Source organism: Rhizobium sp. NLR16a (assembly GCF_017948245.1).
Classification (GTDB): domain Bacteria; phylum Pseudomonadota; class Alphaproteobacteria; order Rhizobiales; family Rhizobiaceae; genus Rhizobium.
This window is the reverse complement of sequence record NZ_CP072865.1, coordinates 1215293-1240719: the sequence shown is the minus strand read 5'-3', so window position 1 is coordinate 1240719 and position 25427 is coordinate 1215293. Positions and strand designations below refer to the sequence as shown.

Here is a 25427-nt window from a genome sequence, read left to right as displayed (position 1 = left end):
ACGCTCAAGCCAAAGCGCCACGCATGCCGATTAGCCCAATGGTGAGAACGCCCGAGGGGCCGTCTCGAATCAGGTGTGGGTGATCATCTCAGCGCCATTCCCCCCTCGCCTGCAAAGCCGAAGTCAGCGGCAGCCGGGCGGCGGCAATCGCCGGCAGGGCGCCGCCGAGGATGCCGATGGCAAGGCCCAGCAGGCCGGCGGTGAAGACCGCGTCCAGCGTGACGTCGAGCTGAAAGGCCATCCTGGTATTGTTGGCGCCCATCGTGCTTGCCTGCCAACCGTCGAAACCGAGCTTGGAGGCGAAGACACCGAGGCCGGCGCCGGCCACCGACAGGAGCACCGCCTCCACCCAGGTAGCGGCGAAGGCCGGCAGGCGGGCAAAGCCGAGGAGGCGTAGCGTCGCGATTTCGACGCTGCGGTCGGAAACCGAACTCATCATCGTATTCAAGGCGCCCGCCGCCGCACCAATCGCCATCAGTAGCGCGATCGGCCAGCCGAACAGGCGGATCAGGCTTTCGGTGCGCTCGGCCTGGCCGGCGTAAAGATCAGCCTCGGAAACCGCCACGAGCGGCATGCCGGGCAAAGCCGGCAGGCGGTCACGCAACGCCGCCAGTGCTCTTGCGGGATCGCCTCCGCCGTCGAGCCGCACACGCAGGCTCTGCACCTGCCCCTGTCGGTCGAAAGCCGATTGCACCGCCTCCAGATCCGCCCAGATCTCCGATTCAAAGGCGCTGCCGCCCGAAGTGAAATGCCCGATGATCCTCCAATCGAGTGCGCCCAGCCGGATCGTCTCGCCGACCGCGAAGCCGGGAAAGGCGTCGGCGACGCGGGCGCCGACGACGATCTCGCGCGCTCCTGGCGAAAACAGCCGCCCCCGCGAAAGCCGCGCGCGTTCACGCAGACCCGGGCCTGCCGGATCCATGCCTCTGAGCGACAGCGTCTGCTCGACGCCTTCGCCTTGTCTCACATCGACGGGAACGACGGTTTCACGCGACAATGCCGGCCCGCCTGCGCCGTCGCGGGCGATCCCGGTGTCGGCGCTCATGGCCGCAAGACTGCGAATCGCCTCGGCCGGCACCTCCGAACCAGTCTCCTGGTTGGTGCCGCCGCCGAGAATAACGGCGATATCAGGCGAGCCGGCGCTGGCGAGGACGGCCTCGAAGCCACGCGCCATCGCCAGGAAACCTGAGAGCACCGCCACGACAAGGGCGACCGATAGCACCATCGACAACGAGATCCACAGCCGTCGCGGCAGGCTGCCAAGGTTGACTCTGATCATAAGAAAGGTCTGCTTGAGCGTTGATGGCATTGGATTATCTCGTTCTGAAGGCGATGGCGATGGGCAGGCGCACGGCGGTCACGGCAGGCAACAGCCCGGTCAGCAGGCCGAGCCCCGCTATGATGGCGAGAGATTTCGCAAGCACGCTCGCGCCGAAGACGAGGCCGAACTCCGGTCCGATGGAAAGCGTCGCAAGCTTGGCGAGAACAAGTCCGCCCGCGCCGCCGACAAGAAAAATAAACAACGTCTCGCCAAGAATGAGCGCGAGGATCCGCGGACTGGAAAAGCCGAGCACCTTCAAGACGCCGATCTCGAAACGCTGCTCCCTCACCGCAAAGAGCATAGTGTTGACCGCGATCATCAGGATGGTGACGAAGGCCGCACCCACGACGAGGCTGACGATCAGGCCGATGTCAGCGAATTGCCGGAGAAACGCTTCAAGAAACTGCTTTTCCGACTGCGTCCTCGTCTGCGCCGCCGAATTGGCGAATAGAGCATCGATCCGCGCCGCCAGCACACTTGGCGACACCCCCGGGCGCGGACGTACCACGAAGGCGTCAACCGTATCCTTGTTGCGCGCACGAGCGGCATTGAGGGCGTCGTAGCGGGCGAGCATGAAATAGGTATCGGTTCTGGCATCCGCACCCTCAAAAATACCGGCGATCGTGAAGCTCCAATTGCGGTTGCCGTCAGCCCTGGCAAGCTGCCCGGTAAAGCCGATGCGCTGGCCGATCGACCAGCCCTCGGCTTCCGCCAGTGCCCTCCCGACCAGCACCCGATCACCGGCCTCTTCCAATGCCGCGATCAGCTCCGGCGTCAGTTTGAGCTCGTCGCCGTTGGCCGCGGCGATCGCCTGTGGATCGACGGCGCTGACGGCAACCACATTCTTTTCGACCTCGACGAAGCCCCGCATGCGTGCGGTATAGGCAACCGCGGCGACATCGACGTCAGCCGCGATCCGGTTGAGGTAAGCAAGCGGCAGCGGCAGCCCTCGGCTGGACTTGTTGAAGACGCCGAGCAGATTATCGCTGGCGCCGGCCGCGCCTTGGCTGCCGCTGACGAAGCTCGCCGTAAGCCCGTAGATCAGGAAGGCGATGCCGACTGAAAACATCAGCAAAATGGAGCGCAGCCGCTTGCGCCAGGCATTGCGCCGCATGAGCTGGAGGAACGTCATCGGCCCGCCCTTTCCTCGCTGACGAATTCGCCCTTGTTGAGACGCAGCGTGCGCCGGGCAAAGGAAGCGGCCTCGGGATCATGCGTGACCATGATGATGGTCTTCTGAAGCTCGCGATTGAGAAAACTCAGCATCTCCAGGATATCATCGGCGGATTTGCGATCCAGATCGCCGGTCGGCTCATCGCAGAGAATGAGGTCGGGATCGGTGACGATGGCGCGGGCAATGCCAACGCGCTGCTGCTGCCCGCCCGACATGCTCGACGGAAACTGCCGCTGCCGGCCCGCAAGCCCGACGAGATCCATGGCCGTATCGACGCGAGCCCGCCGCTCCTTGCGGCCGAGCGGCTTCAACAGTAGCGGCAACTCGATATTCTCCGCCGCATTCAGCATTGGCAGCAGATTGTAAAACTGGAAGACGATGCCCATGGCATGTGCCCGCCAGACCGCCCTTGCCCCTTCGCCCATCTGCTCGAGATGGCTGCGGCCGACCCTGATTTCGCCGGCATCCGGGCTGTCGATACCACCGAGCATGTTGAGCAATGTCGATTTCCCGGAACCAGACGGTCCCATGACCGCGACGAAATCGCCGCGCGGAATGGAGAGATCGAGTCCCGAAAAAATCGAAATCGTCTCCGCACCGATTCGGAAGGACTTCCTGACGCCAGCAAGGGCGATATAAGGTTCTGTGGTGTAGGTCATGGTTCTGCTCCTTTGTGGTTGACTGCTTATGGGCTCGAATGTTCGCGGCCGACCGATCAGCCCTCATCCTGAGGACCCCCGTGAGGAGCCTCGAAGGACGAGGACGGGTGATGAGCCTCCTCGCCCACCACCAGCCGGACGCGCGCCGCCATTGCAGGTCGCATGCCCGGTGGCGGCGAAGAGGGCGACAGGCGCAAGGTCACAGTGCCCTTTTCCTTGGAAATGACCGGCGCAACTTTCGCCACTTCGACCGCGAACGGTTTATCGGGGAAGCCGTCGAGCACCGCCTCGCCTTTGAGACCCGGTCGCAGCAGCGCCATATTGGCCTCGGCCACATCGGCATCGATGACCAGGCTTGCCGTATCGGTGATGGCAAGCAGGCTTTCGTTCTCCCGCACGCTATCTTCGCGCGACAGCACCGTGTCGCCGGCATGCGCATCAAGCCGCGTCACGGTGCCGGAAATCGGCGCCCGCACGGTCAGCGCCTCCATCTGCTCGCGCGCCTTGTCGATATCGAGCTTCGCCTTGTCGAGATTCTGTCTTGCCTGTGCCACGGCATTCCCGGCCGTAGCGAAGGCGGTGCGCGCTGCCTCCAGCGCCTCGGCCGACATGGCGTCACGCTGAACCAACCGCTCTGCACGATCCAGCGAAGACCGCGCCTGGACGAGCGCAATATTCCTCGCGTCCAGCGCCAGTTCCGCCATCCGCCCTGCTATATAAGCGCCCCGGAGGGCGAAGCGTGCGCCCGCATCATCAAGCCGCACGAGCACCTGGCCGGCCGCTACCCGATAGCCCGCCTCGACCTCGACGGCGACGATTCGCCCCTCATATTTGGAAAAAACGGTGGCGATGTCGGGCCCCACGACATAACCGGAGCCTGTGATCTCACGGCTTGGCGCGCCCGCACCCCGGTTCGGTGCGGCGGTGCCCGGAGTTGGCGTGGCTTCGTCAACCGCCGCATTCTCAGCCGCGACTGGCAACGCCGCCCCACCAGCCGATACACCTGCGTCATCATCCATAAATCTTGCAAGCGCGGTCTCGATCCGCTCCAGCGCATTCGGCCGATAAAGAAGACACGCCGCCAGCGACACTGCCCCCGCAAGGGCCAGCCTCGTCGGGAACCTCCGCCGCCGGACTCGGCGCTCCGGCGGCTGCGTCTCGAAGGCCGCGCGCTCGATCGACAGCGATCTGATCCTGGCGGCAAGGTTTCGTTCATGTTCCGATGTTGTGTTCATGCCGACAGAATGGCTGCCGGCGAAAAAACCGCGACCTCGAACATGTCTCAGGCATGCCTCGATCGTGATTGTGTACGCGGTGTCGGGAAAGAGAGGCGACGTGGCCGCCCTCGTTCTTCGAGGCCCCTATGGGCCACCAGGATGAGGTTGGAGAGAGGGCGGCGCTTGGCTTGCCAGAGGCAGAGCGTGGCTTACAACCTCAGCAACACAGCACACTGGTCCGCCTCTCCCCATGCGGCATAAAGACCAGCCCTCATCTTAAGATGCGTCGACCATAGGCCGGAACCTCGAAGGACGGGCATGTGGCTGAGTGCACACGTTGCGCGAATTATTGATAGCACACTGGTGGCCGGGTGGCTCCGCACCTCACCCCCTCTGCTGCCGCCAAGCCACCGGCGTCATATTGGTCACGCGCTTGAACTCCCGATTGAAGTTCGACTTCGTCTGGAAGCCAACCTCGAACATCACCTCGGTCACCGATTTTTTGGTGGCGGACAGCAGGCGGCAGGCCTCGCCGATCCTGTAGTCGTTGACATATTGCGAGACGTTCTTGTCCATCGCCCGGTTGATCGCCGCCGAGATCTGGCGGGTCGGGATGCCGGCCTTGCGGGCGAGCCGGTCCAGGTTGAGATTGGCGTCGCGATAGAGCTTCTTCGCTTCCATCAGCGCGTCGACCGCTGCAATCGTCTCCTTGTCTTCGCTGGCATCGGGCCTGGGCGCGGCCTCCGCCGGCTCGGAGGGGACAGAGCTGCGGCTGGCGGCCGCCGCTGCAATGCCGAGGATGACGAGGCCGACGAGATTTCCGGTGCTGATCAGCGCCAGTGCCCGCTCACCATGCGCCGAGGTCAAATCGAGAAAGACGAGAGTATCGACGGCGGCCGAGAGACACAATGCGCCGGCCGCGAAGATGATGGCCCGATAGGCCGGCGCGGCGCCTTCGAAGGGCGCGAGCCGCAGCGCGTCCGCCCCCGGGCGCATCAAAAGCAGGATCGCCAGGGCATAACCGATGAAGACGAGCACCAGCGCCATGTCGATCGCGTCCCGCCAGAAGGCCACCAGCAGCAGGATGAGGATAGCGGGCACGGCATGCAGCCCGATCCGCGCCGCAAGCGGCCGCCGGCTCGTCCTCACCAGCCGGGAAACCCCGGCATAGGCAAGCGGCGGCACCATCGCCGCCATCACCGGCGCAACCAGCCCCACCGCCTGCACGCCATAACCCCAACGCAGGCCGGAAAGCACCGATTGCAGCGCCGAGAGCAGGATCAGCGCCAGGAAGGGCAGGTTCGGCGCCGCCTCCTCGTCGCGCCTGAGGACGGCGACGAACAGGATGAGCAGCAGGAGGGCAGCGACGAAGGGAAGAGGAATGAAGATCATGGGGCTCTAAGATCGGAATGGCGAACGGCGCCATCATCGCCGAGTCCGCCGCCCGGCGCGACCTCCATCATGTTTTAGGACACGTTTATCTGGGATTTTTTGGATTGGCGGCCGCGGGTTAGAGCGAGCCGTGAACGACGGAATCAGACACGCCCCAGAAACTCAAGCACACGGGCAGTGAGGAGTGCGGTCGCGTCTGCGTCATATGACGGAAGCGAGCTGTCGGCGAAGTAGTGCTGGTCGCCGGGATAGAGGAAAAGCTCCGCGTCCGCGACCTTCGCCACGATCTCGCGGGCGGCATCGACGTCGCCCTCGCCGACGAAGATCGGATCCTTGTCCATGCCGTGGATCTGGACCGGGACGCCGTCCGGCCAAGGTCCGAAGGCCCACTCGCCGCTGATCGGCAGGCAGGAATGGAAAAGCAGAGCCCCGCGGGCTCCAGGCCGTGTTTGCGCCAGCTTCTGCGCTGGGAGCACGCCAAATGAGAAGCCGGCATAGACCAGGTCGGGAGGCAGTTCGTCGGCGAGCCGGACGCCGTGTTCCCTGGTAGCATCGAATCCGATCTCGCCGACATAGGCGAGCCCCTCCTCGATGCTATGGAACGTACGTCCGTCGAACAGATCGGGCGTGTGGACGATGTGGCCCGCCGCCCTGATGGCGTCCGCGAAGGCACGCACTCCAGGGGTCAGCCCTTGTACGTGATGAAACAGCAAGATCTCAGCCATAAGGCGCCTCCCGTCGCGGTTTTGGCCCGCTCGATGACAAGGTTCAAAGGAGTTCAGACTGGCCCGCGGCAGTTATCTCCGGCGTCGCGCTCGGCCACGATGACGGTATTTAAGGGGCTGCGCCGAAAAAGGCGAGCCGCGTAAAGATCGTGTATTGCGATTCCGATACCATCAGTGCCACGAAGACCAGCACCAGCACCGGCGGCATCAGGATGGCGTAGACGAGCGCCAGCCGCTCCCAGGCCATATGCATGAAGACCGCAACGATCAGCCCGGCCTTCAGCATCATGAACAGAAGGATCAGCGTCCATCGGAGATAGCCCTGAATGCCGAAATAATCGACCAGGTAGGAAAAGGCGCTGAGAACGAAGAGCAGGCCCCAGACGAAGAGATAGAGCCGGATCGGATGCTGCTGTCCCGTGTGTGCTTGTGCATGCACCGTTTGGCTTTGGGCATGCGCCGTTGTCTCGCTCATGACGACCTCCCCATAGCTAGAGCCCTACCACAGATAAAAAAACGCGAAGATGAAGACCCAGACCAGGTCGACGAAATGCCAATAGAGGCCCATGATTTCGACTGCTTCATAGCGCCCTCGCCGGCTGGTGAAAAAACCACGCCGCTCTATGTCAAAATCGCCCCGCCACACCTTCCGGGCGATTATGAGCAGGAAGATCACGCCGATCGTGACATGGGTGCCGTGAAAGCCCGTGATCATGAAGAAGGTCGATCCGAATTGCGCCGCTCCCCATGGGTTCTCCCAAGGGCGCACGCCTTCGGTGATCAGTTTCGTCCATTCGAAAGCCTGCATGCCGACGAAGGTTGCGCCAAGAAGTGCCGTCAGCAGCATCAGTATCGCCGTCACGCGGCGGTTGCGGCGATAGCCGAAATTGACCGCCATCGCCATGGTGCCGCTGCTGGAGATCAGCACGAAGGTCATGATCGCGATCAGGATCAGCGGCACATCCTGGCCGCCGATATGAAGCGCGAAGACCTCGCTCGGATTGGGCCAGGCGACGGGCGTCGACATGCGGGCGGTCATATAGGCGATCAGGAAACAGCCGAAGACGAAGGTGTCACTAAGCAGAAAGATCCACATCATCGCCTTGCCCCAGGAGGCGGTCTTGAAGGCGCGCTGATCCGAGCTGAAATCGGCCGCGACGCCGCGCAGGCCCGCCGGCCTGAGGCCTTGCTCGCCATGTGTCTGGATAATCTGCATCATGTCCAAACCTCCTGGTTCGGCTCCTAATTGATCAATGTGCGGCAGAGATCGACGAAATCGTTGGCCCAGCCGGCAAAGAGCGCGAAGAGCGCGAGCCAGACGGCCAGCATGAAATGCGAATAGATGGCCGAGAGATCGACGCTGAGCCGCAGCCTCTCCGGCTGCACTTCGGCTGAACATGCCCTGACCGTCGTGTGGGCGAGCACGGCAAGGCCGCCGAGAATATGCAGGCCGTGCAGGCCGGTCAGCATATAGAAGAAGCTATTGGCGGGATTGTCGGCCAGCACGTAGCCGGTCGCCGTCAGCTCCCGCCATGCCTGGATCTGCCCGGCGAGAAAGAAGACGGCAAGCGCAAATGCGGCGACGAGCGCCGGCCGCAGGCTTTCCATGCGGCCATGCTGCGCTTCGCGTTTGGCCCATTGCAGCGCCGCGCTGCTCAGCGCAAGGGCTGCGGTATTTACCCAGAGCAGGCGCGGAACCGGCATCCCCCACCAGTCGGCGGAGGCCGCACGCATGAAATAGGCGCTGACGGCAAGGCTGAAGAGCGCGCCGACGACGCCCAGGAACACGAAGAGGCCGATCTTGACTGCCGGTACCGGCGACCGTTCGGCGCCGTCATGCGCCGGCAGCTCCACCGACCCAGTTTCGAGCCAGGGCTTCGAGGCCAACCTCTGGCCGGAGAGCCACCAGATGATGATGGCGGCGACAGCGGCGAGGAAGATCAGCATGACGTTCATGCCGGAATCTCCCGCGTGGCGCCGCCCGTTGCAGGCACGTTCTGCGGAATGAAATCCTCGGCCGCGCCAGGCACGCTGTAATCATAGGCCCAACGGTAGACGACGGGCAGGTCTCTGCCCCAATTGCCGTGCGCGGGCGGCGTCTCAGGCGTCTGCCATTCGAGCGTCGTCGCCCGCCATGGATTGCCGCCCGCCTCCCTGCCCCGGAAAAGGCTCCAGGCGAGATTGAACAGGAAGACCATCTGTCCGGCGCCGACGACGAGCGCCATGACGGTGATGAAGATATTCAGCGTATGGGCCGAAGGTGGAACGAAGGCCGTTTCTCCCATCTCGAAATAACGGCGCGGCACGCCGAGCAGGCCGAGATAATGCATCGGAAAGAAGATCGCATAGGTGCCGAGGAAGGTGATCCAGAAGTGGATGTGGCCGAGTGTCTCGTCCAGCATGCGTCCCGTCACCTTCGGATACCAGTGATAGATCGCCCCGAAAATGACGAGGATAGGCGCGACCCCCATGACCATGTGGAAATGGGCAACGACGAACATGGTATCGGACAGCGGCACGTCGACGACGACGTTGCCCAGGAAGAGGCCGGTGAGCCCGCCATTGACGAAGGTGACGATGAAGGCCAGTGCGAAGAGCATCGGCAGCGTCAGGTGGATATCGCCGCGCCAGAGCGTCAGCACCCAGTTGTAGACCTTGATCGCCGTCGGGATGGCGATGATCAGCGTCGTGGTGGCGAAGAAGAAGCCGAAGGCCGGGTGCATGCCGCTGACATACATGTGATGCGCCCAGACGACGAAGCTCAAGCCCCCGATGATGACGATCGCCCAGACCATCATGCGGTAGCCGAAGATGTTCTTGCGCGCATGCGTGCTGATGAGATCCGAAACGATGCCGAAGGCCGGAAGTGCGACGATATAGACCTCTGGATGCCCGAAGAACCAGAAGAGGTGCTGGAACAGGATCGGGCTGCCGCCGCCATGTTTCAGCTGCTCGCCCATTTCGACGATGGCGGGCATGAAGAAGCTGGTGCCGAGCAGGCGATCGAACAGCATCATGACGCAGGCGACGAAGAGCGCGGGAAAGGCAAGCAGCGCCATCACCGTCGCGGTGAATATGCCCCAGACGGTGAGCGGCATCCGCATCAGCGTCATGCCCCGTGCGCGGCCCTGCAGCACGGTCACCACATAGTTCAGGCCGCCCATGGTGAAACCGATGATAAAGACGATCAGCGAGATGAGCATGAGCAGGATGCCCCAGTCCTTACCGCCCGGCGTGCCCGATAGAACGGATTGCGGCGGATAAAGCGTCCAGCCCGCGCCTGTCGGGCCGCCGGGGGCGAAAAAGCCGGCGGCCAGGATCAGCACCGCGATGAGATAGATCCAGTAGCTCAGCATGTTCGCGTAAGGAAACACCATGTCGCGCGCGCCGACCATCAGCGGGATGAGGTAGTTGCCGAAGCCGCCGAGAAAGAGCGCGGTGAGCAGATAGATCACCATGATCATGCCGTGCATGGTGATGAACTGGTAATAGTGATCGGCATCGATGAAGGCGAAATAGCCGGGAAAGGCGAGCTGGATCCGCATTAGCCAGGAGAGCACCAGTGCCACCAGGCCGATCGAGATGGCAGTCAGCGAATATTGCACGGCAATGATCTTGGCATCCTGGCTGAACACATATTTCGTCCACCAGCTGTGCGGATGATAAAGCTCGACATCCTCGACTTCCGCGGGCGGGATGACACCTGCGCTGCCGGACGGAATCTCGACCATGATATCTCCTCCTATACCCGGCTGGTTGATCAAACCGGCCGTCGTCCCGGTTCAGTTCGCCGGCGGCGGCTCTCCCGATGACGCCGTAAGCTGGGTGAATGTCTGCTGCTGCCCCAGCCAGGTCTGATAGTCTGCCTCGCTGTCGACGATGACGGTGCCGCGCATCTGTGGATGACCGACGCCGCAGAGTTCAGCGCAGAGAATCTCGAACGTGCCTGTGCGCGTCGGTGTCAGCCAGAAATAGGTGACCATACCGGGGATCATGTCCATCTTCGCGCGGAATTCCGGCACGTAGAAATCATGAAGCACATCGACGGAGCGCAGCAGGATATGCACCGGCTTACCGATCGGCAGATGAAGCTCGCCGCCTTCGACGATGATGTCGTCGAGGCCGTTCGCATCGTTCTTGTCGAGGCCGAGCGGATTGTCGGAAGTGACGTCACGCGTCTCGGCACGGCCGAGCTTTCCGTCCGCGCCCGGCAGGCGGAAGCTCCACAGCCACTGCTGGCTGACGACTTCGACCGATGCGGCATCGGCAGGCACTGTGATGAACTGGTTCCAGACGATCAGGCCGGGCGCCAGCATTGCCGCAACGCCAACCGCCGTTCCCGAGGCCAGAACCAATTCCAGCTTGCGATTTTCGGGCTCATAATGCGCCCGGTTGCCCGGTCTGTGGCGGAAGCGGAAGACGCAATAGGCCATGAAGGAAATCACCGCCACGAAGACGATGCCGGTGATCCAGAAGGTGATGACGAGCGTGTTGTCGATATAACTCCAGTTGGACGCAATCGGCGTCCACCACCACGGGCTCAGCACATGGAACAGCACGGAGCCAACAACAACCAGGACGAGAACCAGTACAACAGCCATTTCCGCCCCTCCTGGGCCGACCGACCGTGAAACCGCACTCCACAAATGTCGAGTTTATTATCGCACAAATAGAAAATGTCGGCAATTACGGCGATTTAGGCATGCGCCGCCGCCGGCAACCCGTCATTTGGAAGTATTCCCCATCATTGGGAATATTGTTTGAGATAGGCGATAAGATTGGTGATCTCCTGGTCATCCTTCACCCCTGCAAAGGCCATTTTGGTGCCCTTCACCTTGGCTTTCGGATTGTGCAGATAGTCACGCAACGTAGTCTCGTCCCAGACGAGACCACCTTCGCCGGCCGCCTTCATTCCCGCAGAATAAGCAAAATCAGGATGCGTTCCGGCCTTTCGGCCGAACAGCTTGTTCAGTGACGGACCCACCTTGTTCGTATCGGACTCGACGATATGACAGGTCGCGCATTTTTTGAAAACGGTGGCGCCGGCCGTCGCGTCCCCCTCCTGCGCTCCAGCGTTGGGAGGGGAAAGGGCAATGACGGATGCGGCGATCAGCAGAATAACACGGTAATCCACGGCAAACCTCATCCTCCTCAAGGTCGCCAGCCACTCTCACCCTCGGCCATCATTCGCGCGGGGGTGGTGGTTGCTAGGGGTTAAAGTTAGTCCATCGCGGATGCAAGTCAATCGCTTCCACGATTGCTGGCACTTGGGCACAATCCGATACCCTGTGGCCCGACGCGAATGCCGGTCCAAAATCCGGTCAGCACGCGATGATCTGCTGGAGAATGGCGCCGCGCCATCCGACTTATGCTCCGATCGAAAGCGCCTCTTGAACGGCCAATTCGGCCATGGCAAGCGCCGCCTCTCGGGTCTTGGCGGCAGCGATGAAGCGGCCGTTATGGCAGAAGCTCGCTCCCTCGATGCCGCAGACCGCCTCCAGCTCACCATTGGTAAGGCCGGCCCAGCTTGCCGGCAGATCGGCCCGGAGCTCGAACCCGTCGTCGGCGCGGCGAATGCCGGTCACGCACCAATCCTTTTCGCGCGGGTGGACGACGAACAGCAGCTGGTCGGCGCCGGCCTTGACGATGGCTGGGCGGAAGGGCATCCCTCTCGGCAATTCCAGAATGCGCCCCTGCGCCGCAGCCCCGATCGCCCGATACACGATCGCCTCGGCCCGCAGTTTTGCGGCCCTCTGGGCGATCCCGGCATCGATGAAACGGCGTGCAATGGCCAGCGCCGCATGGAAGGCACGATCGTCAGCCTCAGGTTCCACCTCATCGAACACCGGTTTCAGGGTCTCGAGCAGCGCCGGCAGCGTCAGGCCCGCCAAAGGACCCGACGGGCTGAGCGCGCCATTGTCGGTCAGGTCGATCGGCAGCACGAAACCAATGTCGAAAGCGGCGTGGAGGGCTTCGACATAATGATCGGGAAGACCGGAGGCTGCGAGATATTCGCGGCCATAATGCTTCCAGATCAGGCCGAACGAGCTGTAGGGCTGGCCATCGTCGCGCAGCGGCGCGCCGCGCTGATGATGATCGAATATGCCCGCGGCAGGATCATAGGCTCCGCCGACATCATAGATGATCCGGTCCGGGGCTGGCGTAATCCATTCCGGCGCCCGGCTGCGGATCAGACGCGCCTGCGGGAAAAGCCGCGTCAGGATGACGCTCGACAGCAGTTCGTCGGCATGGAAACCACCGGAATGGGTAACGAGGAAATCGGGGCTCATGGAAGCTATGCGCCTTGTGGTTTGGCGGAGGATCCGCTTGCGGGTCTGAACGAGATAGCCGTTGGCGGCCGCTATCTCAACCCGCCTTCACACATTCTGCGCAGCGTCGGAAGGCCACCGGGCAGCTTTGAAACGACATGCGTGAAGGCAAAGGCCTAAGGCAGCGCCGGTCCCGGCTGTGCTGCAACAAGCGCGCGGCCGGCCGCTGCACCGGCATGCAGGCAGATCAGTCCGATCACAGCGAGAGAATTGATCAAAAGAACCTCGGCGACGACCGCTGCCGAAAACGCGTCATCGCCGGAAGGAAGCACTACCGTCGCGGCTAAGAGCACAGCTTCATACGCGACGAACCCGGCGATAAAGGCGCCGGCCATGGTGGCGGCAGGGCCGGCCTTGAGGCGAAGCACGCCGAGTGATGCCACGAGCGATGCAAATGCGGCGATACCGATCGTCAGCCCCCAAGCAAAACTGTCGAAGGTCTGGGGATAGCCGAGTATGAGATATCCGACCGTCTGGTTGGCAAGCCAGGCGAGCAGCACCGCCATTATCGCCATCTTCCGGGGAAGAACGACAGCCGAGACTGCCGCCAGGGCAACGAAAGGCGTGACGCAGGCGAAAAGCAGGCTGAGAGCGACACTGACGCCGGCAATGACCGTGACCCAGGCGACGGCGAAACCGGGAGCTGCCGGGCGCAAAGGAAGCTGATTTCGTTCGAGCATTTCGAAACTCCGTTCGACCAGGCGCATACATTCTGGGAAATCATAGGCCAGTCCGGGAAAAAGGCCAGCGAGTTCATGCCGGCAGTCGGCACCTCGCCGCCTCCATCATAAGGCATCCAGCGGGATCTTCAGATACCGGCGGCCATTCTCCTCTGGTTCCGGCAGCCGACCGCCGCGAATGTTGACCTGCAGCGCATGCAGCATCAGCTTCGGCTTGGGCAGCGTACGGTCGCGCACCTGACGCAGCGCCACGAAACCGGCCTCATCCATGCCTGCAATATGCGGATTGGCGCGCTTTTGGGCTGCGACCGTGCTTTCCCAGCGCGGGTGACGACCGCCCGGCTGGTAATCATGGCCGGAAAAGAGGCGGGTCTCCTCCGGCAGCGACAGGATCGCCTGGATCGAGTGCCAGAGAGCGGCCGCACTGCCGCCCGGAAAATCCGCGCGCGCAGTCCCTGAATCCGGCGTGAACATCGTATCGTGCACAAAGGCGGCGTCGCCGATCACATAGGTCACCGATGCCAGCGTATGGCCGGGCGAAAACATCACGCGGGCCGTAAGGCCGCCGATTTCAAACGTGTCGCCATCGGCAAACAGCCGGTCCCACTGCGAGCCGTTGGTCGCTAGCGCCGGCCAGTTATAGATCTCTTTCCAAAGCCTCTGCACATCGGTGATATGGACGCCGATCGCCGTCTGCGCGCCGGTCTTTTCCTTGAGATAATGGGCGGCGGAGAAGTGATCGGCATGCGGATGTGTGTCGAGTATCCACTCGACCGTCATCCCCTCGCTCTCGATATAGGCAAGGATGGCGTCGGCGCTCACCGTTCCCGTCGCGCCCGACATCTCGTCGAAGTCGAATACCGGATCGATGATCGCACAGCGTTTCGTCACCCGATCTGACGCGACATATTGCACGCTGCAGGTGCGGGGCTCGAAAAAGGCCTTCACCTGAAGCCGCTGGCTTGCCGCTTTTTCGAGCCAGCGGCGCGCGCCGGCAAGATCGAAACCGAGGCCTTCGCCGAAGGTCTGGACGTCCTCCGGCTTCATCCGCCCGTCGAGCACCTCGCCCAGCACATAGAGTGTCAATGCCCGCGTGCCGCTCTTGCAATGAGCGAAGACCGGTCCCTTCGCCTCAGTCATCGCCGCCTGAAAGGCGCGGATATCGCCCTCGGTAATCTCTTTGCCGTTCACCGGCACGAAACTGTAGGAAAGCCCGGCGGCGGCAGCGGAAATCTTTTCTGCTGCATTGCCTGGCTGGCCCGGCTCCTCGCCATCGGGTCTGGCGTTGATAATGGCGGCGAACCCCTCCTTGGCGAAATCGACAAAACCGGCTGGATCGGGCTGCCCCGCCACCGATATCCGCTCATTGACCCTCACGGGCATCATCGAAGCCTCCGCGCCGCCCTGACCACGCAGTATCGCACGTATAACCGTACAATCTCACAAGTATATTGCCGAGCGCAAGAATAGAGGCGCCTGTTCTCGCGCTCGCCCAGCTGGTCAAAACGACAGCGTCGCCGCCCCTTGCTTGATCTCCGCATGCATGGCGCTGGCGCCGACGATGACGACGCCGTCGAGGAGATCGTCCTGCGCGTAACCGCGCGAGGTGACGCAGGGGATGAGGCCGCGGCATTCGAAGAGACGGCTTCGATGCGGGCTTTGAACTATCCGCCTCATATCACCCTCGCCGTTTATCAGGAGATTGCAGTCGACCGAATGGCCGAGGCAGCCGAGCGTGTTTTCCGCATCCACCCTGCCGTTACGTTAAGTTTTTCAGAGATTAGTTACTTCGAAAACGAATTCCTCGTCTTATGGGCGCGGCCGAACGACGACGAACTGCTCATCCGGCTACATGCGGCCCTTCACCAGGAGGTCGATCCATTCCACTGTCGCGAGCACTATCGGCCCGGCAACTGGGTGCCGCATTGCACGATCGCCACCAAAATCCCGAAGGCAAAATCGCAGCCAGCGATCAACTGGGCAAATCGGAACCGGGTGCAATTGTCGGTGACGTTCGATGCCGCGGACTGTGTGCGATTTCCGCCGTGCAGGTCTTGAGCGAAGTTAGGCTGGCGTCGCGATGATCGCAGACATCGCCTGCCTGCCAGCAAAAAACCCCGCCAATCATTGACGGGGTTGCTCATGCTGAAAATCGGTCGGCATTAAGTCCTGGGAGGAATCAATGATTGCCTTCTGCCAATCGAAGCTGGCGCGAGCCTTGCGTGACAAGCGCGGCTGTGTGAAGTCAATCCTGACCCTGCAGGCGATCCATAACCTGGAGCAAGAGATCGGCGCATACCTTCGTCGGCTCGTCCTCGGCGCATTTCAGGTCGATCCGTGTATTTCCATCCTCGATCTGAAAACGGGCTGCCTTGGACGGCGGCGGCAGGCGATGACCGTGGTAACCACGGAAGCCCATGTCGCCTCTCGAACCATGCCACCGGTAGTCGGGGCGGTCTCGGGACTGCTCATCCGGCCCGCGACGCATCACCCTCTCATCATCAGGCGCAGGCGGGGGTGGCGATGCGGGCTCGTTCGCTGCGGGTGGCTCGCTGGCGGGTGGTGGGGCGGGCGGTTGTTGGGCAAACGCGGCGGCGGCCGACGCTGCAAGGGCAAGACCGGATAGTAAGAGTCTTTGCATGGTATGTTCCTTTCAGAGAAGACGCATGCCTGTAAACACCGCGGCGCGGCTTTAGTTCACGCCCCGTTGGCGCTTGTAATCGAAATCAGCAGCGCGGCCGGGACGTTTCACCTGCGAACACGCCCGGCTGCGAGAGGAAGCGTCATGCGCTTGCCCGCCGCTTCGGATTTGCCGATGCAGAGCTGCCGAGAACTTCGTGTCGCTCAAGTCGACACGGCTTCTTTCGCCTCGCCTCTGCCTTGTTGGGCGACTATGCTCAACGCCGATTCGCTGTCCGCGACGAGGGCGTGCGGAAACGAGATACCAAAGGAGAAGACGATGACGGACGCCAAGAGCGGCATTACCGGGCTGCGGCCGCAAATCACCGTGGTTGGCGTCGGCGGCGGCGGTGGCAATGCGATCAACAATATGATCGCGGAAAAGCTGGCGGGCGTCGAATTCGTCGCCGCAAACACCGATGCCCAGGTTCTCGCCACATCCAAGGCATCGCGCCGCATTCAGCTCGGCGCGAATGTGACGGAGGGCCTCGGCGCCGGTTCCCTGCCGGAAATCGGACATGCGGCGGCAGAAGAGTCGCTCGACGAGATCATGGATCACCTGGCAGGATCGCACATGTGTTTCGTCACCGCCGGCATGGGCGGAGGAACGGGCACTGGCGCAGCCCCGGTCATCGCGCGCGCCGCACGTGCGGCCGGCATCCTGACCGTTGGTGTCGTCACCAAGCCGTTTACCTTCGAGGGCAATCGCCGCATGCGGACGGCGGAAGCTGGCATCGAGGCGCTTCGTCAGGCGGCCGATACCGTGATCGTCATTCCCAATCAAAACCTTTTCCGCATCGCCGATGCGAAAACTACCTTCGCCGATGCCTTCATGACGGCCGACCGCGTGCTCTTTGCCGGCGTCGGCTGCATCACCGATCTCATCGTCAAGGAAGGTCTGATCAACCTCGATTTCGCCGACGTGAAGTCGGTCATGCAGGGCATGGGCCGTGCGATGATGGGCACCGGCGAAGCCGCCGGCGAAAGCCGGGCGATGAAGGCGGCGGAAGCGGCAATCGCCAACCCGCTTCTGGACGATATCTCGATGAAGGGCGCCAAGGGCGTGCTGATCTCGATCTCCGGCGGCTCGGATATGACCCTGTTCGAGGTGGATGAAGCGGCAAGCCGCATTCGCGACGAAGTGCAGGACGATGCCGATATCGTCGTCGGCGCGATTTTCGACCGCAGCCTCGACGGCAAATTCCGCGTCTCGGTGGTGGCGACTGGCCTGGAAGGAAACTCTCTGTCCGCGTCCCCTTCTCATGCGCCGGCCGAACCCATTCAGACGCGCACGCTGCAGTAAGCGGTGACAGATATACCGGCCGGATTGTCAGACATCGGCCGGATAAACATCACTCCCCAAACGCAAGAATAATGCGGCGGCGCATGCTTCGAGGCTCCGCCCTTCAGGCTGCGCGCCTCAGCATGAGGGTGGTCGGGAATGCCGCATCGAAGCTCATCAGAGCCTCCGCAGAGATCGACGGAGAAAATTTGAAAAACCTATTTATATTCGCCGCATTATCCCTGGTGACGGGTCTCCTTTCGAGCTGCACGACAAGCTCGGAGGGCTTCCGACAGCAGTCCCTATCTTTCCCAGTGCGTAGCGGCGTCAGAACCCTGGTGGCCAAGAACTGGCATATCGACGACGACTGCCGCCATATTGACTATCCCGCCATGGATGTTGTCGAAAAACCCAAACACGGGCGCCTTGAAATCGTCCACGAACCCCTCTTCCCCAAGCTCGAGGGAAAAACCTCAAAGTGCCAGACGGTCAAGGTCAACGGCGTCGTCGGGTATTATACCGCTAAAAAGGGCTACACCGGTAGCGACCGGCTCGTCATCCGCTCCCCATATGAAGAGAAGAAGACTGAAGAAAGTGTGCTGAGCGTGAAGGTAGTCGACTGAAGGGATCTGCCGCCAGCGCCGGCTGCCTCACCCGACCAATGCCCTGATCTTCGCAACATCCTGCGCCGTCGCCGGATTGTACACCACCATGCTGAGATCCGGCCGGCCATCCACCTGAAACGCCGAATATTCGAAGGAGAGCAGCCCGAGCACTGGGTGCTTGATGTGTTTGGCGCCCTCGCCGTGGGTGCGTACATCGTGGTCGCGCCACATGGCCCGGAATTCCGGGCTCTTGCGACAGAGCTCGTCGACGAGCGGCTCCACCTCGGCGGCAGCACCGGCGCGCGCCGCATCCACCCGAAAAGCGGCGACGACGAAGCGGGCGACACTTTCCCAGTCATATTGGGCCGCGCGCACCCGCGGATCGAGGAAGATGAAGCGCAGCACGTTGCGCTCTTCCGGCGCCAGCGCGCCATAATCGGTAAGCAGCACGGTCGCCGCGCGGTTCCAGGCGACGACATCCCAGATCGCGGTGCGGATCAGCGCTGGGCAAGGGTCGAGCGCGTCGAGCACGCCCTGCAGCCGCGGCGTGACACCCTCTTGCCTGCGGTAGCGCACTTCTGGCGGGCGGCCGAGGCCGATCAGGAAGAGGTGCTCGCGCTCGACATCGGTTAGCATCAGCGCCCGTGAGATCCGGTCAAGCACGTCGGCGGACGGCGCGCCGCCGCGGCCCTGCTCCAACCAAGTGTACCAGGTCGGACTGATATTGGCGCGGCTCGCCACCTCCTCGCGGCGCAGGCCGGGCGTGCGGCGGCGCTCGCCGGCAAAGCCGAGGGCGGCGGGATCGAGCCTGGCGCGGCGATCTTTGAGGTAAGCGCCCAGCCGATTTTCGGAGCTGATGAATTCGTTCATCCAGTTAGCTCTTATACCATGATAATATCACTACTTTACCATGATAGCAGCCTACTCGATATCTGTCCCGTCACATCAGGAGATATCGACATGCGTGTATTCGTCACTGGAGCGACCGGCTGGGTCGGCTCGGCCGTCGTCAGCGAATTGATCGGCGCCGGCCACCACGTGCTTGGACTTGCCCGTTCGGACAAGGGGGCGGCGGAACTGGCAGCCGCCGGCGCCGACGTTCAGCGCGGCATGCTGGAGGATCTGGAAGGCCTCAGGCGCGGCGCAGCCGAGGCCGACGGTGTCATCCACACCGGCTTCAACCACGATTTCTCCAAATTCGCTGAAAACTGCGCCGTCGACCGGCGCGCCATCGAGGCGCTCGGCGAAGCCCTCAGCGGCTCGGAGCGCCCGCTGCTCGTCACCGCCGGCCTCGGACATGCGCCGGGCCGCATCGGCACCGAGAAGGACCCGCCGATGCCGACGACGCAGACCTATCCCCGCGCCTCCGAAATCACCGCAGTATCGCTTGTCGCCCGGGGCGTGCGCGCCTCCACCGTCCGGCTGCCGCCGTCGGTACATGGTCACGGCGATCACGGCTTCGTGCCGATTCTCATAGAGACGGCCCGGCAGACGGGCGTCTCCGCCTACATAGGCGATGGGGGCAACCGCTGGCCAGCCGTCCACCGGCGCGATGCCGCCCGGGTCTACCGCCTGGCGCTGGAACGCGGCGCCGTGGGGGGCCCCTTTCTGGCAGTAGCAGAAGAGGGCATACCATTCCGGGAGATTGCCGAACTCATCGGCCGCCACCTCGGCGTGCCGGCCGTCTCGCTATCACGGGAAGAGGCGGCGGAGCATTTCGGCTGGTTCGCAATGTTTGCCGGCTTCGACGTGCCGACCTCCAGCGCTCACACCCGCGCCCTCCTCGGCTGGCAGCCGAGGGAGCCTGGCCTGCTTGCGGATATCGACCACTCGGCCTATTTCGGCAGGTAGCTTCAACCTGAGGGGGAGATACCGCGCCAACTGCCCACGAGAGCCATCCTGAGGTGACCCGGGTGCGCTGACAGAGAATGGATGCAAGAAACGATGTTGGAGCGCGTACTTCGAGGCTCCGGCCTTCGGCCTACGCACCTCAGGATAACGAGCGTTGGGAACGCCGCGGCGCTGGGGGATGCACGTCAGGAGAGAGAGTGCGCCGCCCAAGAGAGCCTCATCCTGAGACGCCCCGCAGGGTTTCGAAGGACGAGGCAGGCGCACCACCATCTCAGCGCATCCGCCCCTCGTTCATGTCGGTGGGATCGTAATTGATGTCCCAGTCCTTCTCGGGCTTCTTCTTGCCGGGCGGGCGCTTATTCACCGTGGCGTCCTCGGAGCCGGTGATTACGGTCGGCTTGGCGCTCACCACACCGCTGGCTTTGCGGTCGGCCCGGGATTTGGCGAACTGGCCGGCTGCGTCTTTTTCGGGATTGGCCATGTCATTCGCCTTTCTGCTTCATCGCGTCGGAAATGTCGTTCATTTCCGGATCGCGATTGTTTTCGCCATTGGCGTCGAGATTTTTGTTCGGATCGTCCTTGGCTTTGAGATAGCCGCGCGGTCTATTGCCCTTCGGCCCTTCCCAGCGGGGGGATTGGTCGGTCGTGCCGGGGGCGCCGTCCTTGGGGGTCGTCATGCCCATCGTCGTTTCTCCTTGGTTGAGTAGGGAAAACCGGAAAGATCGCGAGGTGTTCCGGCAGCACCGTCCAGTTCTTCGTCGCCGCATTGGCCGGTCGGGTGAAGATCATAAAGATGACGATGTTGACCACGATCAGCACGGCGGCAGAGATCGACAGCGTCATGGCCGGTCCATCGGCTCTGAGGGCCGCGGCATTGCCGATATTCGCGAGAAAAGCGAGCGGCAGCATGAGGCCGACGATCCACCATCCGGCACAGGCCCGCTGAGCGACATAATAATCGCCTTCCCCATCCCGATCTTGTTTGGGAGCGAGAGAAGGTGGGCGGCAGGCGCCAATGATGACGGCAAGGAATCTCATGTCTGAGGAACCAGCGGCCGGACGAAGGGTTCCCGGAAAATATGGAACTGTGTCGGCCCCCATCGGTTGGTGAAAGGTCGTGAACCTCGAAAAAGGAGCCGAACATGAGCAAGACCAACGTTCGTGAACTTCAGAAACGCGCCGAACAGCAAGTCAAGAACACCAGCGCCGGCGGCCACCTCGGCGGCACCTATTTCGGCCAGCAACCAGACGGAAAAACAGCGTCGGACACCACCAACGACAGCGCCAAGGCAAGGCCGAACGATGGGAGCAATTGAGACGGGGCGCCTTTCCTTCGCGTTTGCAGTGGGCGCGGCGACCCGGCCTATGAGGCGGCCGCAACCGCGCGGCGCGTCTTCTGGCAGACCCGCGGCGGCATGCGGGAGGGCTTCGCTGCCGAACGCGAAACGGCCAACGTCCATAACCAGACGAAATGGTTCGGTCCGCACCGCCGCGTCCTCGCCGTCGATGCGCCGGAAAAGCTCATCCTCGCTACCGACGGCCTCTCCACTCCCTGGGCGGGCATTTCCGAGCCTGAGAATGGTGTCGAATGCGAGCTCTTCATGGAATTCGATCCTGCGACGCTGAATTGAACCGGAACGGCAAACTGGGCAAATCTCCTGATCAGTCTCGGCGATCTCGTCGCCGACGGCCACCGCGTTGCCCGGGACGTCGAAAAGCACGGCGCCATCCTCTTCTGCCGGCTGACGGAGGATTACGCGCCGCTGACCCGCATCATCCTGAGCTGCGACACCAGCCGCATCGACGGCTTGCCCTTCGGCTCCGTGCCGCTGATCCGCGCGACGCCGGTCGCCGAAGCTGAGATCGAAGGCCGCAACCCCGACGAGGACTGGGGAGCGACGGCGGCGCGCCAAGCGCTGGCGAAGCGCGGGATCAGGCTTCAGAGCCGATCATTTCATCGACATGTCATGAAACTTCTCGCTCCGGATCGGCTTTCTACAACGAAGCCAAACAAGGAGCTCCAAATGTCCGGCAAAGCCAAAAATAATGGTAAGACCGCCATCGTTTCAGTTCAGAACCCGTTAGCAGGCGAACAAGCCGCCACTGCGTCCGTGCTCGAAGACATGCAGAAAGCAAGCCTGGAGACCCGTCAGCCGGAGCCGCGGGTGGCGTTGTTCTCCTGGGAGATCGATCCGCCGGAACTGGCCAAACTGATCTCCGAGGTGGTGACACTGCCGATGGTCCTGTGGTCGACGGGTATATCCCTGACCTATTCCCTCTGGCTGTCTTCGCTGCTTCCCGCACGCGAGACGATCGGCTCAATCAAGCAAAGCGCGGATTACGGTTAGCAACTTCGGCCGATTGCGGCCGACCGCCCCCACAGTCTCTGCAACTTCCACCTTCCGCCCCCGCTCCATAGAATATTTGCGGAATGACGGGCGGAGAGGCGGCAAGCGGCGGCGCGGCTCTTCAAGTCTCGAGCAGCAATTGCATTATTCGTTGATGTCAGGCTCGATGACCCGGGCAAGATTGCGTAACGACTCCTGCCAGCCGAGATAGCAGGCTTCGGGCGGGATGACGTCGGGCACGCCGGCCTGGGTGATGTCCACTTCGGTGCCGACCGAGACTTTCTTAAGCGTTACGGTGACCTCCATCTCGCCCGGCAGGTTCGGGTCGTCGAACTTGTCCGTATAACGAACGCGTTCGCCCGGGACGAGTTCAAGAAATTCACCGCCAAAGGCGTGGCTATTGCCGGTCGTGAAATTGCGGAACGACATTCTGAAGGTGCCGCCGACCGCTGGTTCCAGGTGATGCACGGTGCAGAGGAACCCGTTCGGCGGAAGCCATTTGGCGAGCGCATCGGCCTCGACGAAGGCGCGATAGACCTTCTCCGGGCTGGTGGCGAAAACGCGGTGCAGGCGTATGGTGCTTGGCATGGTCGTGATCCTTTGGGTGGACGGAATGAACGAGCTAAGGACGGATAAACCATCGCCCATCCGACACGGGTTCGATCTTTTCTTCAAAAAATCATGCCCGGTCGCGCGGCCATCAGCTCGGCATGCCTTCGAACTGCGGAAGGTGGAGGGGCGTTGCCCAAGCCAGCCGGCGTTTGGTGAACATCTCGACGCCGGGCTGTATCAGTTCGGGCCGATCCAGGCTGCCAAGGGTGACGAAGACGAGGCCGGGAAAACTTTCGAGATTGCTGCTGAACAACCGCGCGCCGCATTCGGGGCAGAAGTTACGGTCGAGGCCCCTGCCGGAATCGGCGACGTAATGAAACGCTTTCGGACTGCCGACGGTCAGGGCGAAATCGTCCTGCGGCACGGCAAAGAAAGTGGCGGCCTCGCCGCCTGAGGCTTTCTTGCAATCCAGGCAATGGCAGTCTGCAACGAAGGTCGGATCTGTATCGAAGCCGAACTGTATCGCGCCGCAGGCACATTTCCCCGTATATTTCCTGCTCATACCAGGCCCTTTCATCCGATGTTGCAGATGGGCGGGCGCGCCCCCGCCTCCCGCGTTTCAGGCTGCAGCCTGCTCGCCCAGCGCGTTGAGCAGCAGCCGTGCGGCCTGCTTCGACGAGGCCGGGTTCTGTCCGGTGATCAGCAGCCCGTCCTGGACGACATGCACGGCCCAGTCCTCAGTCGCCGAAAACTTCGCCCCCTGCTCCCTCAGCACGTCTTCGAGCAGATAGGGCACGACCTCGACGAGGTGCACGGCGGCCTCCTCGGAATTGGTAAAGCCGGTCACCGTGCGCCCCTTCGCGATCGGCCCGCCGTCCGGCGCCGTTACATTGGTCAGGATTCCCGGTGCGTGACAGACGAGCGCCAGCGGCTTTCCCGCCGCAAGCATCTCCTCGATCAGCGTGTGCGCATTGCGGTCGTTCGTCAGGTCCCAAAGCGGGCCATGGCCCCCGGGGAAGAACACAGTGTCATAATCGGCCTGATCGATGTCGGACAGCCTCAACGTGTTGGCAAGCGCAGCCGTCGCGGTCGGGTCCTTTTCAAATCGCCTCGTGTCGTCCGTCTGAAACGCCGGCTCATTGCTCTTCGGATCGAGCGGAGGCTGGCCCCCTTTCGGCGACGCGAGCACGACCTCCGCCCCGGCGTCACGGAAGACGAAGTAAGGGGCCGCGAGCTCCTCAAGCCAGAAGCCCGTTTTCTTGCCGGTATTTCCCAGCTGATCATGTGATGTGAGAACCATGAGAATTTTCATTGCTCAGCTCCTTCGATCCGGCCGGCGGACAAAGCTCCCCGCGTCCGGTTTAACGGTGATGACTGCCTGCAATCTCATGCTGAATGAGAGAAAGCATAGATCGGCTGCACCCGCGACACAAGCCTTCCGCCATCGGCCAGCGCTGCCGGCGCTCGGATAGCGTGCCACGCAAAAGCGTGCCTGTGCGTTTCGGGGCCTGGGTGTATGAAGAAGGACAAATCGCCCATAGGATCGGCCGCACTGCATTGGCATCCGAAGGATCTGGAAAGTGATCAAGCCGAATTATCGGGATATTGCCCGCCACGCGGGCGTTGGAACGGCCACGGTCGAGCGGGTCCTGAACGGACGCGGGGGCGTTCGGCCGGAACTGGTCGAGAAGGTCATATCCGCCGCGCGGCACCTGGACTATCCGCGCAAGCTTCCCGACACCCATCGCGGCCTGCTCAGGATAGAAGTGCTGATGGTTCGCCCGGAAACGAGCTTCTATCGTCGCCTTTCCCACGCCTTCGAAAGGATTGCTGCGACCCTTGATCCGTTGGTGGTTGTGCACCGCAGTTTCACCGACGAGATGAATCCGGAGGCGATTGCGCGGCGCATCCTCTCCACCGACCTTTCACGTGCCGGCTTGATCCTTGCCGTGCCGAGCAGCCCCTTGATCAGCGCCGCGGTGGAAAAGGTAAATTCGCAAGGCCTGCCGGTAGTCCACGTCGTCACCCGCGCTTCCGAGCGCGTCGGCGAGTTCGTCGGCATCGACAATACTGCCGCGGGCCGGACGGCTGCGCTCTATATCAGCCGAATGGCCCTTCGAACCGGCCCTGTCGTTGCGATCTGCCATCCCATCTATCAGGTGCACCGCGACCGGATTCGCGGCTTTTCGGATTATTTTCGCGACCATCCCGGCGCCTCCAATTTCGAATGGCTGGGCTTCGGCGGCGATGAAGAGCGCGCCAGCGCCGATCTCTTGTGGTCGGCTCTGGAGATGTATCCCGGCCTTGCCGGCCTCTACAATGCCGGCGGCGCCAATTCCGCCCTGATCGAAGTGCTGCGCCGCCATCCGAGCGGCGGCAACGTGTTCTTCGTCGGACATGAATTGACGGACTATACCCGCGCGGCCCTGAAGGACGGCATCATGGATGTCGTGCTGGATCAGGCGCCGGAAGCCCAAGCGCGGCGGGCGCTCGACCACATCCTGCGCCGTATTGGCTTGACCGATATCGAGCCGGACCGGACCCCGATCCGCTTCATCACCATCACTAAGGAAGGACTTTGATCTAATTAGATCAAAGAAGGCTTCGGTGTTC

30 protein-coding genes and 2 pseudogenes are annotated in these 25427 nt (G+C 62.5%); 9 read left to right on the top strand and 23 right to left on the bottom strand.

Annotated features, from left to right (window positions below; genetic code table 11):
* Nucleotides 1–88: 88 nt before the first annotated feature.
* The 16 genes and pseudogenes from J7U39_RS05820 to J7U39_RS05745 form a co-directional block, all read right to left on the bottom strand.
* Complete coding sequence (locus J7U39_RS05820; protein WP_210630889.1) at nucleotides 89–1309, bottom strand: ABC transporter permease; 1221 nt, start codon at nucleotides 1307–1309, stop codon at nucleotides 89–91.
* 4 nt (nucleotides 1310–1313) lie between these two features.
* Complete coding sequence (locus tag J7U39_RS05815) at nucleotides 1314–2453, bottom strand: ABC transporter permease (protein WP_210630888.1); 1140 nt, start codon at nucleotides 2451–2453, stop codon at nucleotides 1314–1316.
* Nucleotides 2450–3154: an ABC transporter ATP-binding protein gene (locus J7U39_RS05810; RefSeq protein ID WP_210630887.1), complete on the bottom strand. Its 705-nt coding sequence runs from the start codon at nucleotides 3152–3154 to the stop codon at nucleotides 2450–2452. Before J7U39_RS05810 ends, J7U39_RS05815 begins: the two co-directional genes overlap by 4 nt.
* A 56-nt stretch (nucleotides 3155–3210) precedes the next feature.
* Entirely contained in the window at nucleotides 3211–4389 is a 1179-nt protein-coding gene (locus tag J7U39_RS05805; protein ID WP_247241723.1) for an efflux RND transporter periplasmic adaptor subunit, read from the bottom strand.
* Nucleotides 4390–4755: 366 nt separating this feature from the next.
* A complete protein-coding gene (locus J7U39_RS05800) occupies nucleotides 4756–5763 on the bottom strand; it encodes an AraC family transcriptional regulator (protein ID WP_210630886.1) in 1008 nt (335 codons plus the stop codon).
* 143 nt (nucleotides 5764–5906) lie between these two features.
* On the bottom strand, nucleotides 5907–6488 hold the full coding sequence (locus J7U39_RS05795; protein ID WP_210630885.1) for a dienelactone hydrolase family protein: 582 nt from the start codon (nucleotides 6486–6488) through the stop codon (nucleotides 5907–5909).
* A gap of 109 nt (nucleotides 6489–6597) precedes the next feature.
* Entirely contained in the window at nucleotides 6598–6963 is a 366-nt protein-coding gene (locus J7U39_RS05790; RefSeq protein WP_210630884.1) for a cytochrome C oxidase subunit IV family protein, read from the bottom strand.
* Nucleotides 6964–6987: 24 nt separating this feature from the next.
* On the bottom strand, nucleotides 6988–7707 hold the full coding sequence (locus tag J7U39_RS05785; RefSeq protein ID WP_210630883.1) for a heme-copper oxidase subunit III family protein: 720 nt from the start codon (nucleotides 7705–7707) through the stop codon (nucleotides 6988–6990).
* Between the two features lie 23 nt (nucleotides 7708–7730).
* Nucleotides 7731–8444, bottom strand: a complete 714-nt coding sequence (locus J7U39_RS05780; protein WP_210630882.1) for a cytochrome c oxidase subunit 3 — start codon at nucleotides 8442–8444, stop codon at nucleotides 7731–7733.
* Complete coding sequence (gene ctaD / locus J7U39_RS05775; RefSeq protein ID WP_210630881.1) at nucleotides 8441–10219, bottom strand: cytochrome c oxidase subunit I; 1779 nt, start codon at nucleotides 10217–10219, stop codon at nucleotides 8441–8443. Before ctaD ends, J7U39_RS05780 begins: the two co-directional genes overlap by 4 nt.
* A gap of 51 nt (nucleotides 10220–10270) precedes the next feature.
* Nucleotides 10271–11089, bottom strand: coding sequence for a cytochrome c oxidase subunit II (locus J7U39_RS05770; protein WP_210630880.1), 819 nt, complete (start codon nucleotides 11087–11089; stop codon nucleotides 10271–10273).
* Between the two features lie 143 nt (nucleotides 11090–11232).
* On the bottom strand, nucleotides 11233–11622 hold the full coding sequence (locus J7U39_RS05765; protein WP_221153477.1) for a cytochrome c family protein: 390 nt from the start codon (nucleotides 11620–11622) through the stop codon (nucleotides 11233–11235).
* A 232-nt stretch (nucleotides 11623–11854) separates the two neighbouring features.
* Complete coding sequence (locus J7U39_RS05760) at nucleotides 11855–12778, bottom strand: MYG1 family protein (RefSeq protein WP_210630878.1); 924 nt, start codon at nucleotides 12776–12778, stop codon at nucleotides 11855–11857.
* 155 nt (nucleotides 12779–12933) lie between these two features.
* Entirely contained in the window at nucleotides 12934–13497 is a 564-nt protein-coding gene (locus J7U39_RS05755) for a hypothetical protein (protein WP_210630877.1), read from the bottom strand.
* Between the two features lie 105 nt (nucleotides 13498–13602).
* Nucleotides 13603–14883, bottom strand: coding sequence for a bifunctional sulfur transferase/dioxygenase Blh (blh, locus tag J7U39_RS05750; RefSeq protein ID WP_210630876.1), 1281 nt, complete (start codon nucleotides 14881–14883; stop codon nucleotides 13603–13605).
* 114 nt (nucleotides 14884–14997) lie between these two features.
* A pseudogene (locus J7U39_RS05745) lies at nucleotides 14998–15114 on the bottom strand (peroxiredoxin); the annotation flags it as partial.
* 33 nt (nucleotides 15115–15147) lie between these two features.
* Between J7U39_RS05745 and J7U39_RS05740 the strand changes: the two are divergent.
* Complete coding sequence (locus tag J7U39_RS05740; RefSeq protein ID WP_349239622.1) at nucleotides 15148–15555, top strand: 2'-5' RNA ligase family protein; 408 nt, start codon at nucleotides 15148–15150, stop codon at nucleotides 15553–15555.
* Between the two features lie 187 nt (nucleotides 15556–15742).
* Here J7U39_RS05740 and J7U39_RS31685 read toward each other — a convergent pair whose 3' ends face one another.
* Nucleotides 15743–16138 carry a hypothetical protein gene (locus tag J7U39_RS31685; protein WP_247241721.1) on the bottom strand — a complete coding sequence of 132 codons (396 nt, stop codon included), beginning with the start codon at nucleotides 16136–16138 and terminating at the stop codon, nucleotides 15743–15745.
* A 318-nt stretch (nucleotides 16139–16456) separates the two neighbouring features.
* Between J7U39_RS31685 and ftsZ the strand changes: the two genes are divergently transcribed.
* On the top strand, nucleotides 16457–17479 hold the full coding sequence (ftsZ, locus tag J7U39_RS05730; protein ID WP_210630874.1) for a cell division protein FtsZ: 1023 nt from the start codon (nucleotides 16457–16459) through the stop codon (nucleotides 17477–17479).
* A 122-nt stretch (nucleotides 17480–17601) separates the two neighbouring features.
* Nucleotides 17602–18081 (top strand): hypothetical protein, encoded by a 480-nt coding sequence (locus J7U39_RS05725; RefSeq protein ID WP_247241720.1) that lies wholly within the window; start codon nucleotides 17602–17604, stop codon nucleotides 18079–18081.
* Between the two features lie 27 nt (nucleotides 18082–18108).
* Here J7U39_RS05725 and J7U39_RS05720 read toward each other — a convergent pair whose 3' ends face one another.
* Nucleotides 18109–18933: a helix-turn-helix transcriptional regulator gene (locus J7U39_RS05720; RefSeq protein ID WP_210630873.1), complete on the bottom strand. Its 825-nt coding sequence runs from the start codon at nucleotides 18931–18933 to the stop codon at nucleotides 18109–18111.
* 90 nt (nucleotides 18934–19023) lie between these two features.
* Between J7U39_RS05720 and J7U39_RS05715 the strand changes: the two genes are divergently transcribed.
* Complete coding sequence (locus tag J7U39_RS05715; protein ID WP_210630872.1) at nucleotides 19024–19914, top strand: SDR family oxidoreductase; 891 nt, start codon at nucleotides 19024–19026, stop codon at nucleotides 19912–19914.
* Nucleotides 19915–20185: 271 nt separating this feature from the next.
* Here J7U39_RS05715 and J7U39_RS05710 read toward each other — a convergent pair whose 3' ends face one another.
* Both J7U39_RS05710 and J7U39_RS05705 read right to left on the bottom strand, forming a co-directional pair.
* Complete coding sequence (locus J7U39_RS05710; protein WP_210630871.1) at nucleotides 20186–20395, bottom strand: hypothetical protein; 210 nt, start codon at nucleotides 20393–20395, stop codon at nucleotides 20186–20188.
* A gap of 1 nt (nucleotide 20396) precedes the next feature.
* Nucleotides 20397–20597 carry a hypothetical protein gene (locus J7U39_RS05705; protein WP_210630870.1) on the bottom strand — a complete coding sequence of 67 codons (201 nt, stop codon included), beginning with the start codon at nucleotides 20595–20597 and terminating at the stop codon, nucleotides 20397–20399.
* Here J7U39_RS05705 and J7U39_RS05700 point away from each other — a divergent pair.
* The 4 genes and pseudogenes from J7U39_RS05700 (at nucleotide 20590) to J7U39_RS05685 (ending at nucleotide 22262) form a co-directional block, all read left to right on the top strand.
* Entirely contained in the window at nucleotides 20590–20958 is a 369-nt protein-coding gene (locus tag J7U39_RS05700; protein ID WP_210630869.1) for a hypothetical protein, read from the top strand. The genes J7U39_RS05705 and J7U39_RS05700 overlap by 8 nt on opposite strands.
* 98 nt (nucleotides 20959–21056) lie before the next feature.
* The gene (locus J7U39_RS05695; protein ID WP_097593426.1) at nucleotides 21057–21230 is read left to right on the top strand and encodes a hypothetical protein; all 174 of its coding nucleotides are present in this window, start codon (nucleotides 21057–21059) and stop codon (nucleotides 21228–21230) included.
* A gap of 39 nt (nucleotides 21231–21269) precedes the next feature.
* A pseudogene (locus tag J7U39_RS05690) lies at nucleotides 21270–21854 on the top strand (hypothetical protein); the annotation flags it as partial.
* On the top strand, nucleotides 21831–22262 hold the full coding sequence (locus tag J7U39_RS05685; RefSeq protein WP_247241751.1) for a hypothetical protein: 432 nt from the start codon (nucleotides 21831–21833) through the stop codon (nucleotides 22260–22262). The pseudogene J7U39_RS05690 and the gene J7U39_RS05685, both read left to right, overlap by 24 nt.
* Before the next feature lie 144 nt (nucleotides 22263–22406).
* Here the strand turns inward: J7U39_RS05685 and J7U39_RS05680 are convergent, their stop codons facing one another.
* From J7U39_RS05680 to J7U39_RS05670, 3 genes are all read right to left on the bottom strand, one after another.
* Nucleotides 22407–22850: an SRPBCC family protein gene (locus J7U39_RS05680; RefSeq protein ID WP_210630868.1), complete on the bottom strand. Its 444-nt coding sequence runs from the start codon at nucleotides 22848–22850 to the stop codon at nucleotides 22407–22409.
* 112 nt (nucleotides 22851–22962) lie between these two features.
* A complete protein-coding gene (locus J7U39_RS05675) occupies nucleotides 22963–23376 on the bottom strand; it encodes a GFA family protein (protein WP_210630867.1) in 414 nt (137 codons plus the stop codon).
* 57 nt (nucleotides 23377–23433) lie between these two features.
* Nucleotides 23434–24126, bottom strand: coding sequence for a type 1 glutamine amidotransferase domain-containing protein (locus J7U39_RS05670; RefSeq protein ID WP_210630866.1), 693 nt, complete (start codon nucleotides 24124–24126; stop codon nucleotides 23434–23436).
* A gap of 268 nt (nucleotides 24127–24394) precedes the next feature.
* Here J7U39_RS05670 and J7U39_RS05665 point away from each other — a divergent pair, with 268 nt between their 5' ends.
* Nucleotides 24395–25396, top strand: a complete 1002-nt coding sequence (locus tag J7U39_RS05665; protein ID WP_210630865.1) for a LacI family DNA-binding transcriptional regulator — start codon at nucleotides 24395–24397, stop codon at nucleotides 25394–25396.
* Nucleotides 25397–25427 lie beyond the last annotated feature (31 nt).

Bases quoted from the DNA above. Each gene is read 5' to 3' on its own strand.
- J7U39_RS05700 (WP_210630869.1), top strand. From the start codon at position 20,590: ATGCCCATCGTCGTTTCTCCTTGGTTGAGTAGGGAAAACCGGAAAGAT.
- J7U39_RS05705 (WP_210630870.1), bottom strand. From the start codon at position 20,597: ATGGGCATGACGACCCCCAAGGACGGCGCCCCCGGCACGACCGACCAA.
- J7U39_RS05810 (WP_210630887.1), bottom strand. From the start codon at position 3,154: ATGACCTACACCACAGAACCTTATATCGCCCTTGCTGGCGTCAGGAAG.
- J7U39_RS05760 (WP_210630878.1), bottom strand. From the start codon at position 12,778: ATGAGCCCCGATTTCCTCGTTACCCATTCCGGTGGTTTCCATGCCGAC.
- J7U39_RS05790 (WP_210630884.1), bottom strand. From the start codon at position 6,963: ATGAGCGAGACAACGGCGCATGCCCAAAGCCAAACGGTGCATGCACAA.
- J7U39_RS05710 (WP_210630871.1), bottom strand. From the start codon at position 20,395: ATGGCCAATCCCGAAAAAGACGCAGCCGGCCAGTTCGCCAAATCCCGG.
- J7U39_RS05725 (WP_247241720.1), top strand. From the start codon at position 17,602: ATGAGGGTGGTCGGGAATGCCGCATCGAAGCTCATCAGAGCCTCCGCA.
- J7U39_RS05770 (WP_210630880.1), bottom strand. From the start codon at position 11,089: ATGGCTGTTGTACTGGTTCTCGTCCTGGTTGTTGTTGGCTCCGTGCTG.
- J7U39_RS31685 (WP_247241721.1), bottom strand. From the start codon at position 16,138: ATGCAAAGACTCTTACTATCCGGTCTTGCCCTTGCAGCGTCGGCCGCC.
- J7U39_RS05805 (WP_247241723.1), bottom strand. From the start codon at position 4,389: ATGAACACAACATCGGAACATGAACGAAACCTTGCCGCCAGGATCAGA.
- J7U39_RS05815 (WP_210630888.1), bottom strand. From the start codon at position 2,453: ATGACGTTCCTCCAGCTCATGCGGCGCAATGCCTGGCGCAAGCGGCTG.
- J7U39_RS05675 (WP_210630867.1), bottom strand. From the start codon at position 23,376: ATGAGCAGGAAATATACGGGGAAATGTGCCTGCGGCGCGATACAGTTC.
- J7U39_RS05780 (WP_210630882.1), bottom strand. From the start codon at position 8,444: ATGAACGTCATGCTGATCTTCCTCGCCGCTGTCGCCGCCATCATCATC.
- J7U39_RS05740 (WP_349239622.1), top strand. From the start codon at position 15,148: ATGCGGGCTTTGAACTATCCGCCTCATATCACCCTCGCCGTTTATCAG.
- J7U39_RS05795 (WP_210630885.1), bottom strand. From the start codon at position 6,488: ATGGCTGAGATCTTGCTGTTTCATCACGTACAAGGGCTGACCCCTGGA.
- J7U39_RS05800 (WP_210630886.1), bottom strand. From the start codon at position 5,763: ATGATCTTCATTCCTCTTCCCTTCGTCGCTGCCCTCCTGCTGCTCATC.
- J7U39_RS05715 (WP_210630872.1), top strand. From the start codon at position 19,024: ATGCGTGTATTCGTCACTGGAGCGACCGGCTGGGTCGGCTCGGCCGTC.
- J7U39_RS05670 (WP_210630866.1), bottom strand. From the start codon at position 24,126: ATGAAAATTCTCATGGTTCTCACATCACATGATCAGCTGGGAAATACC.
- J7U39_RS05680 (WP_210630868.1), bottom strand. From the start codon at position 22,850: ATGCCAAGCACCATACGCCTGCACCGCGTTTTCGCCACCAGCCCGGAG.
- J7U39_RS05720 (WP_210630873.1), bottom strand. From the start codon at position 18,933: ATGAACGAATTCATCAGCTCCGAAAATCGGCTGGGCGCTTACCTCAAA.
- ftsZ (WP_210630874.1), top strand. From the start codon at position 16,457: ATGACGGACGCCAAGAGCGGCATTACCGGGCTGCGGCCGCAAATCACC.
- J7U39_RS05755 (WP_210630877.1), bottom strand. From the start codon at position 13,497: ATGCTCGAACGAAATCAGCTTCCTTTGCGCCCGGCAGCTCCCGGTTTC.
- J7U39_RS05785 (WP_210630883.1), bottom strand. From the start codon at position 7,707: ATGATGCAGATTATCCAGACACATGGCGAGCAAGGCCTCAGGCCGGCG.
- ctaD (WP_210630881.1), bottom strand. From the start codon at position 10,219: ATGGTCGAGATTCCGTCCGGCAGCGCAGGTGTCATCCCGCCCGCGGAA.
- J7U39_RS05820 (WP_210630889.1), bottom strand. From the start codon at position 1,309: ATGCCATCAACGCTCAAGCAGACCTTTCTTATGATCAGAGTCAACCTT.
- J7U39_RS05695 (WP_097593426.1), top strand. From the start codon at position 21,057: ATGAGCAAGACCAACGTTCGTGAACTTCAGAAACGCGCCGAACAGCAA.
- blh (WP_210630876.1), bottom strand. From the start codon at position 14,883: ATGATGCCCGTGAGGGTCAATGAGCGGATATCGGTGGCGGGGCAGCCC.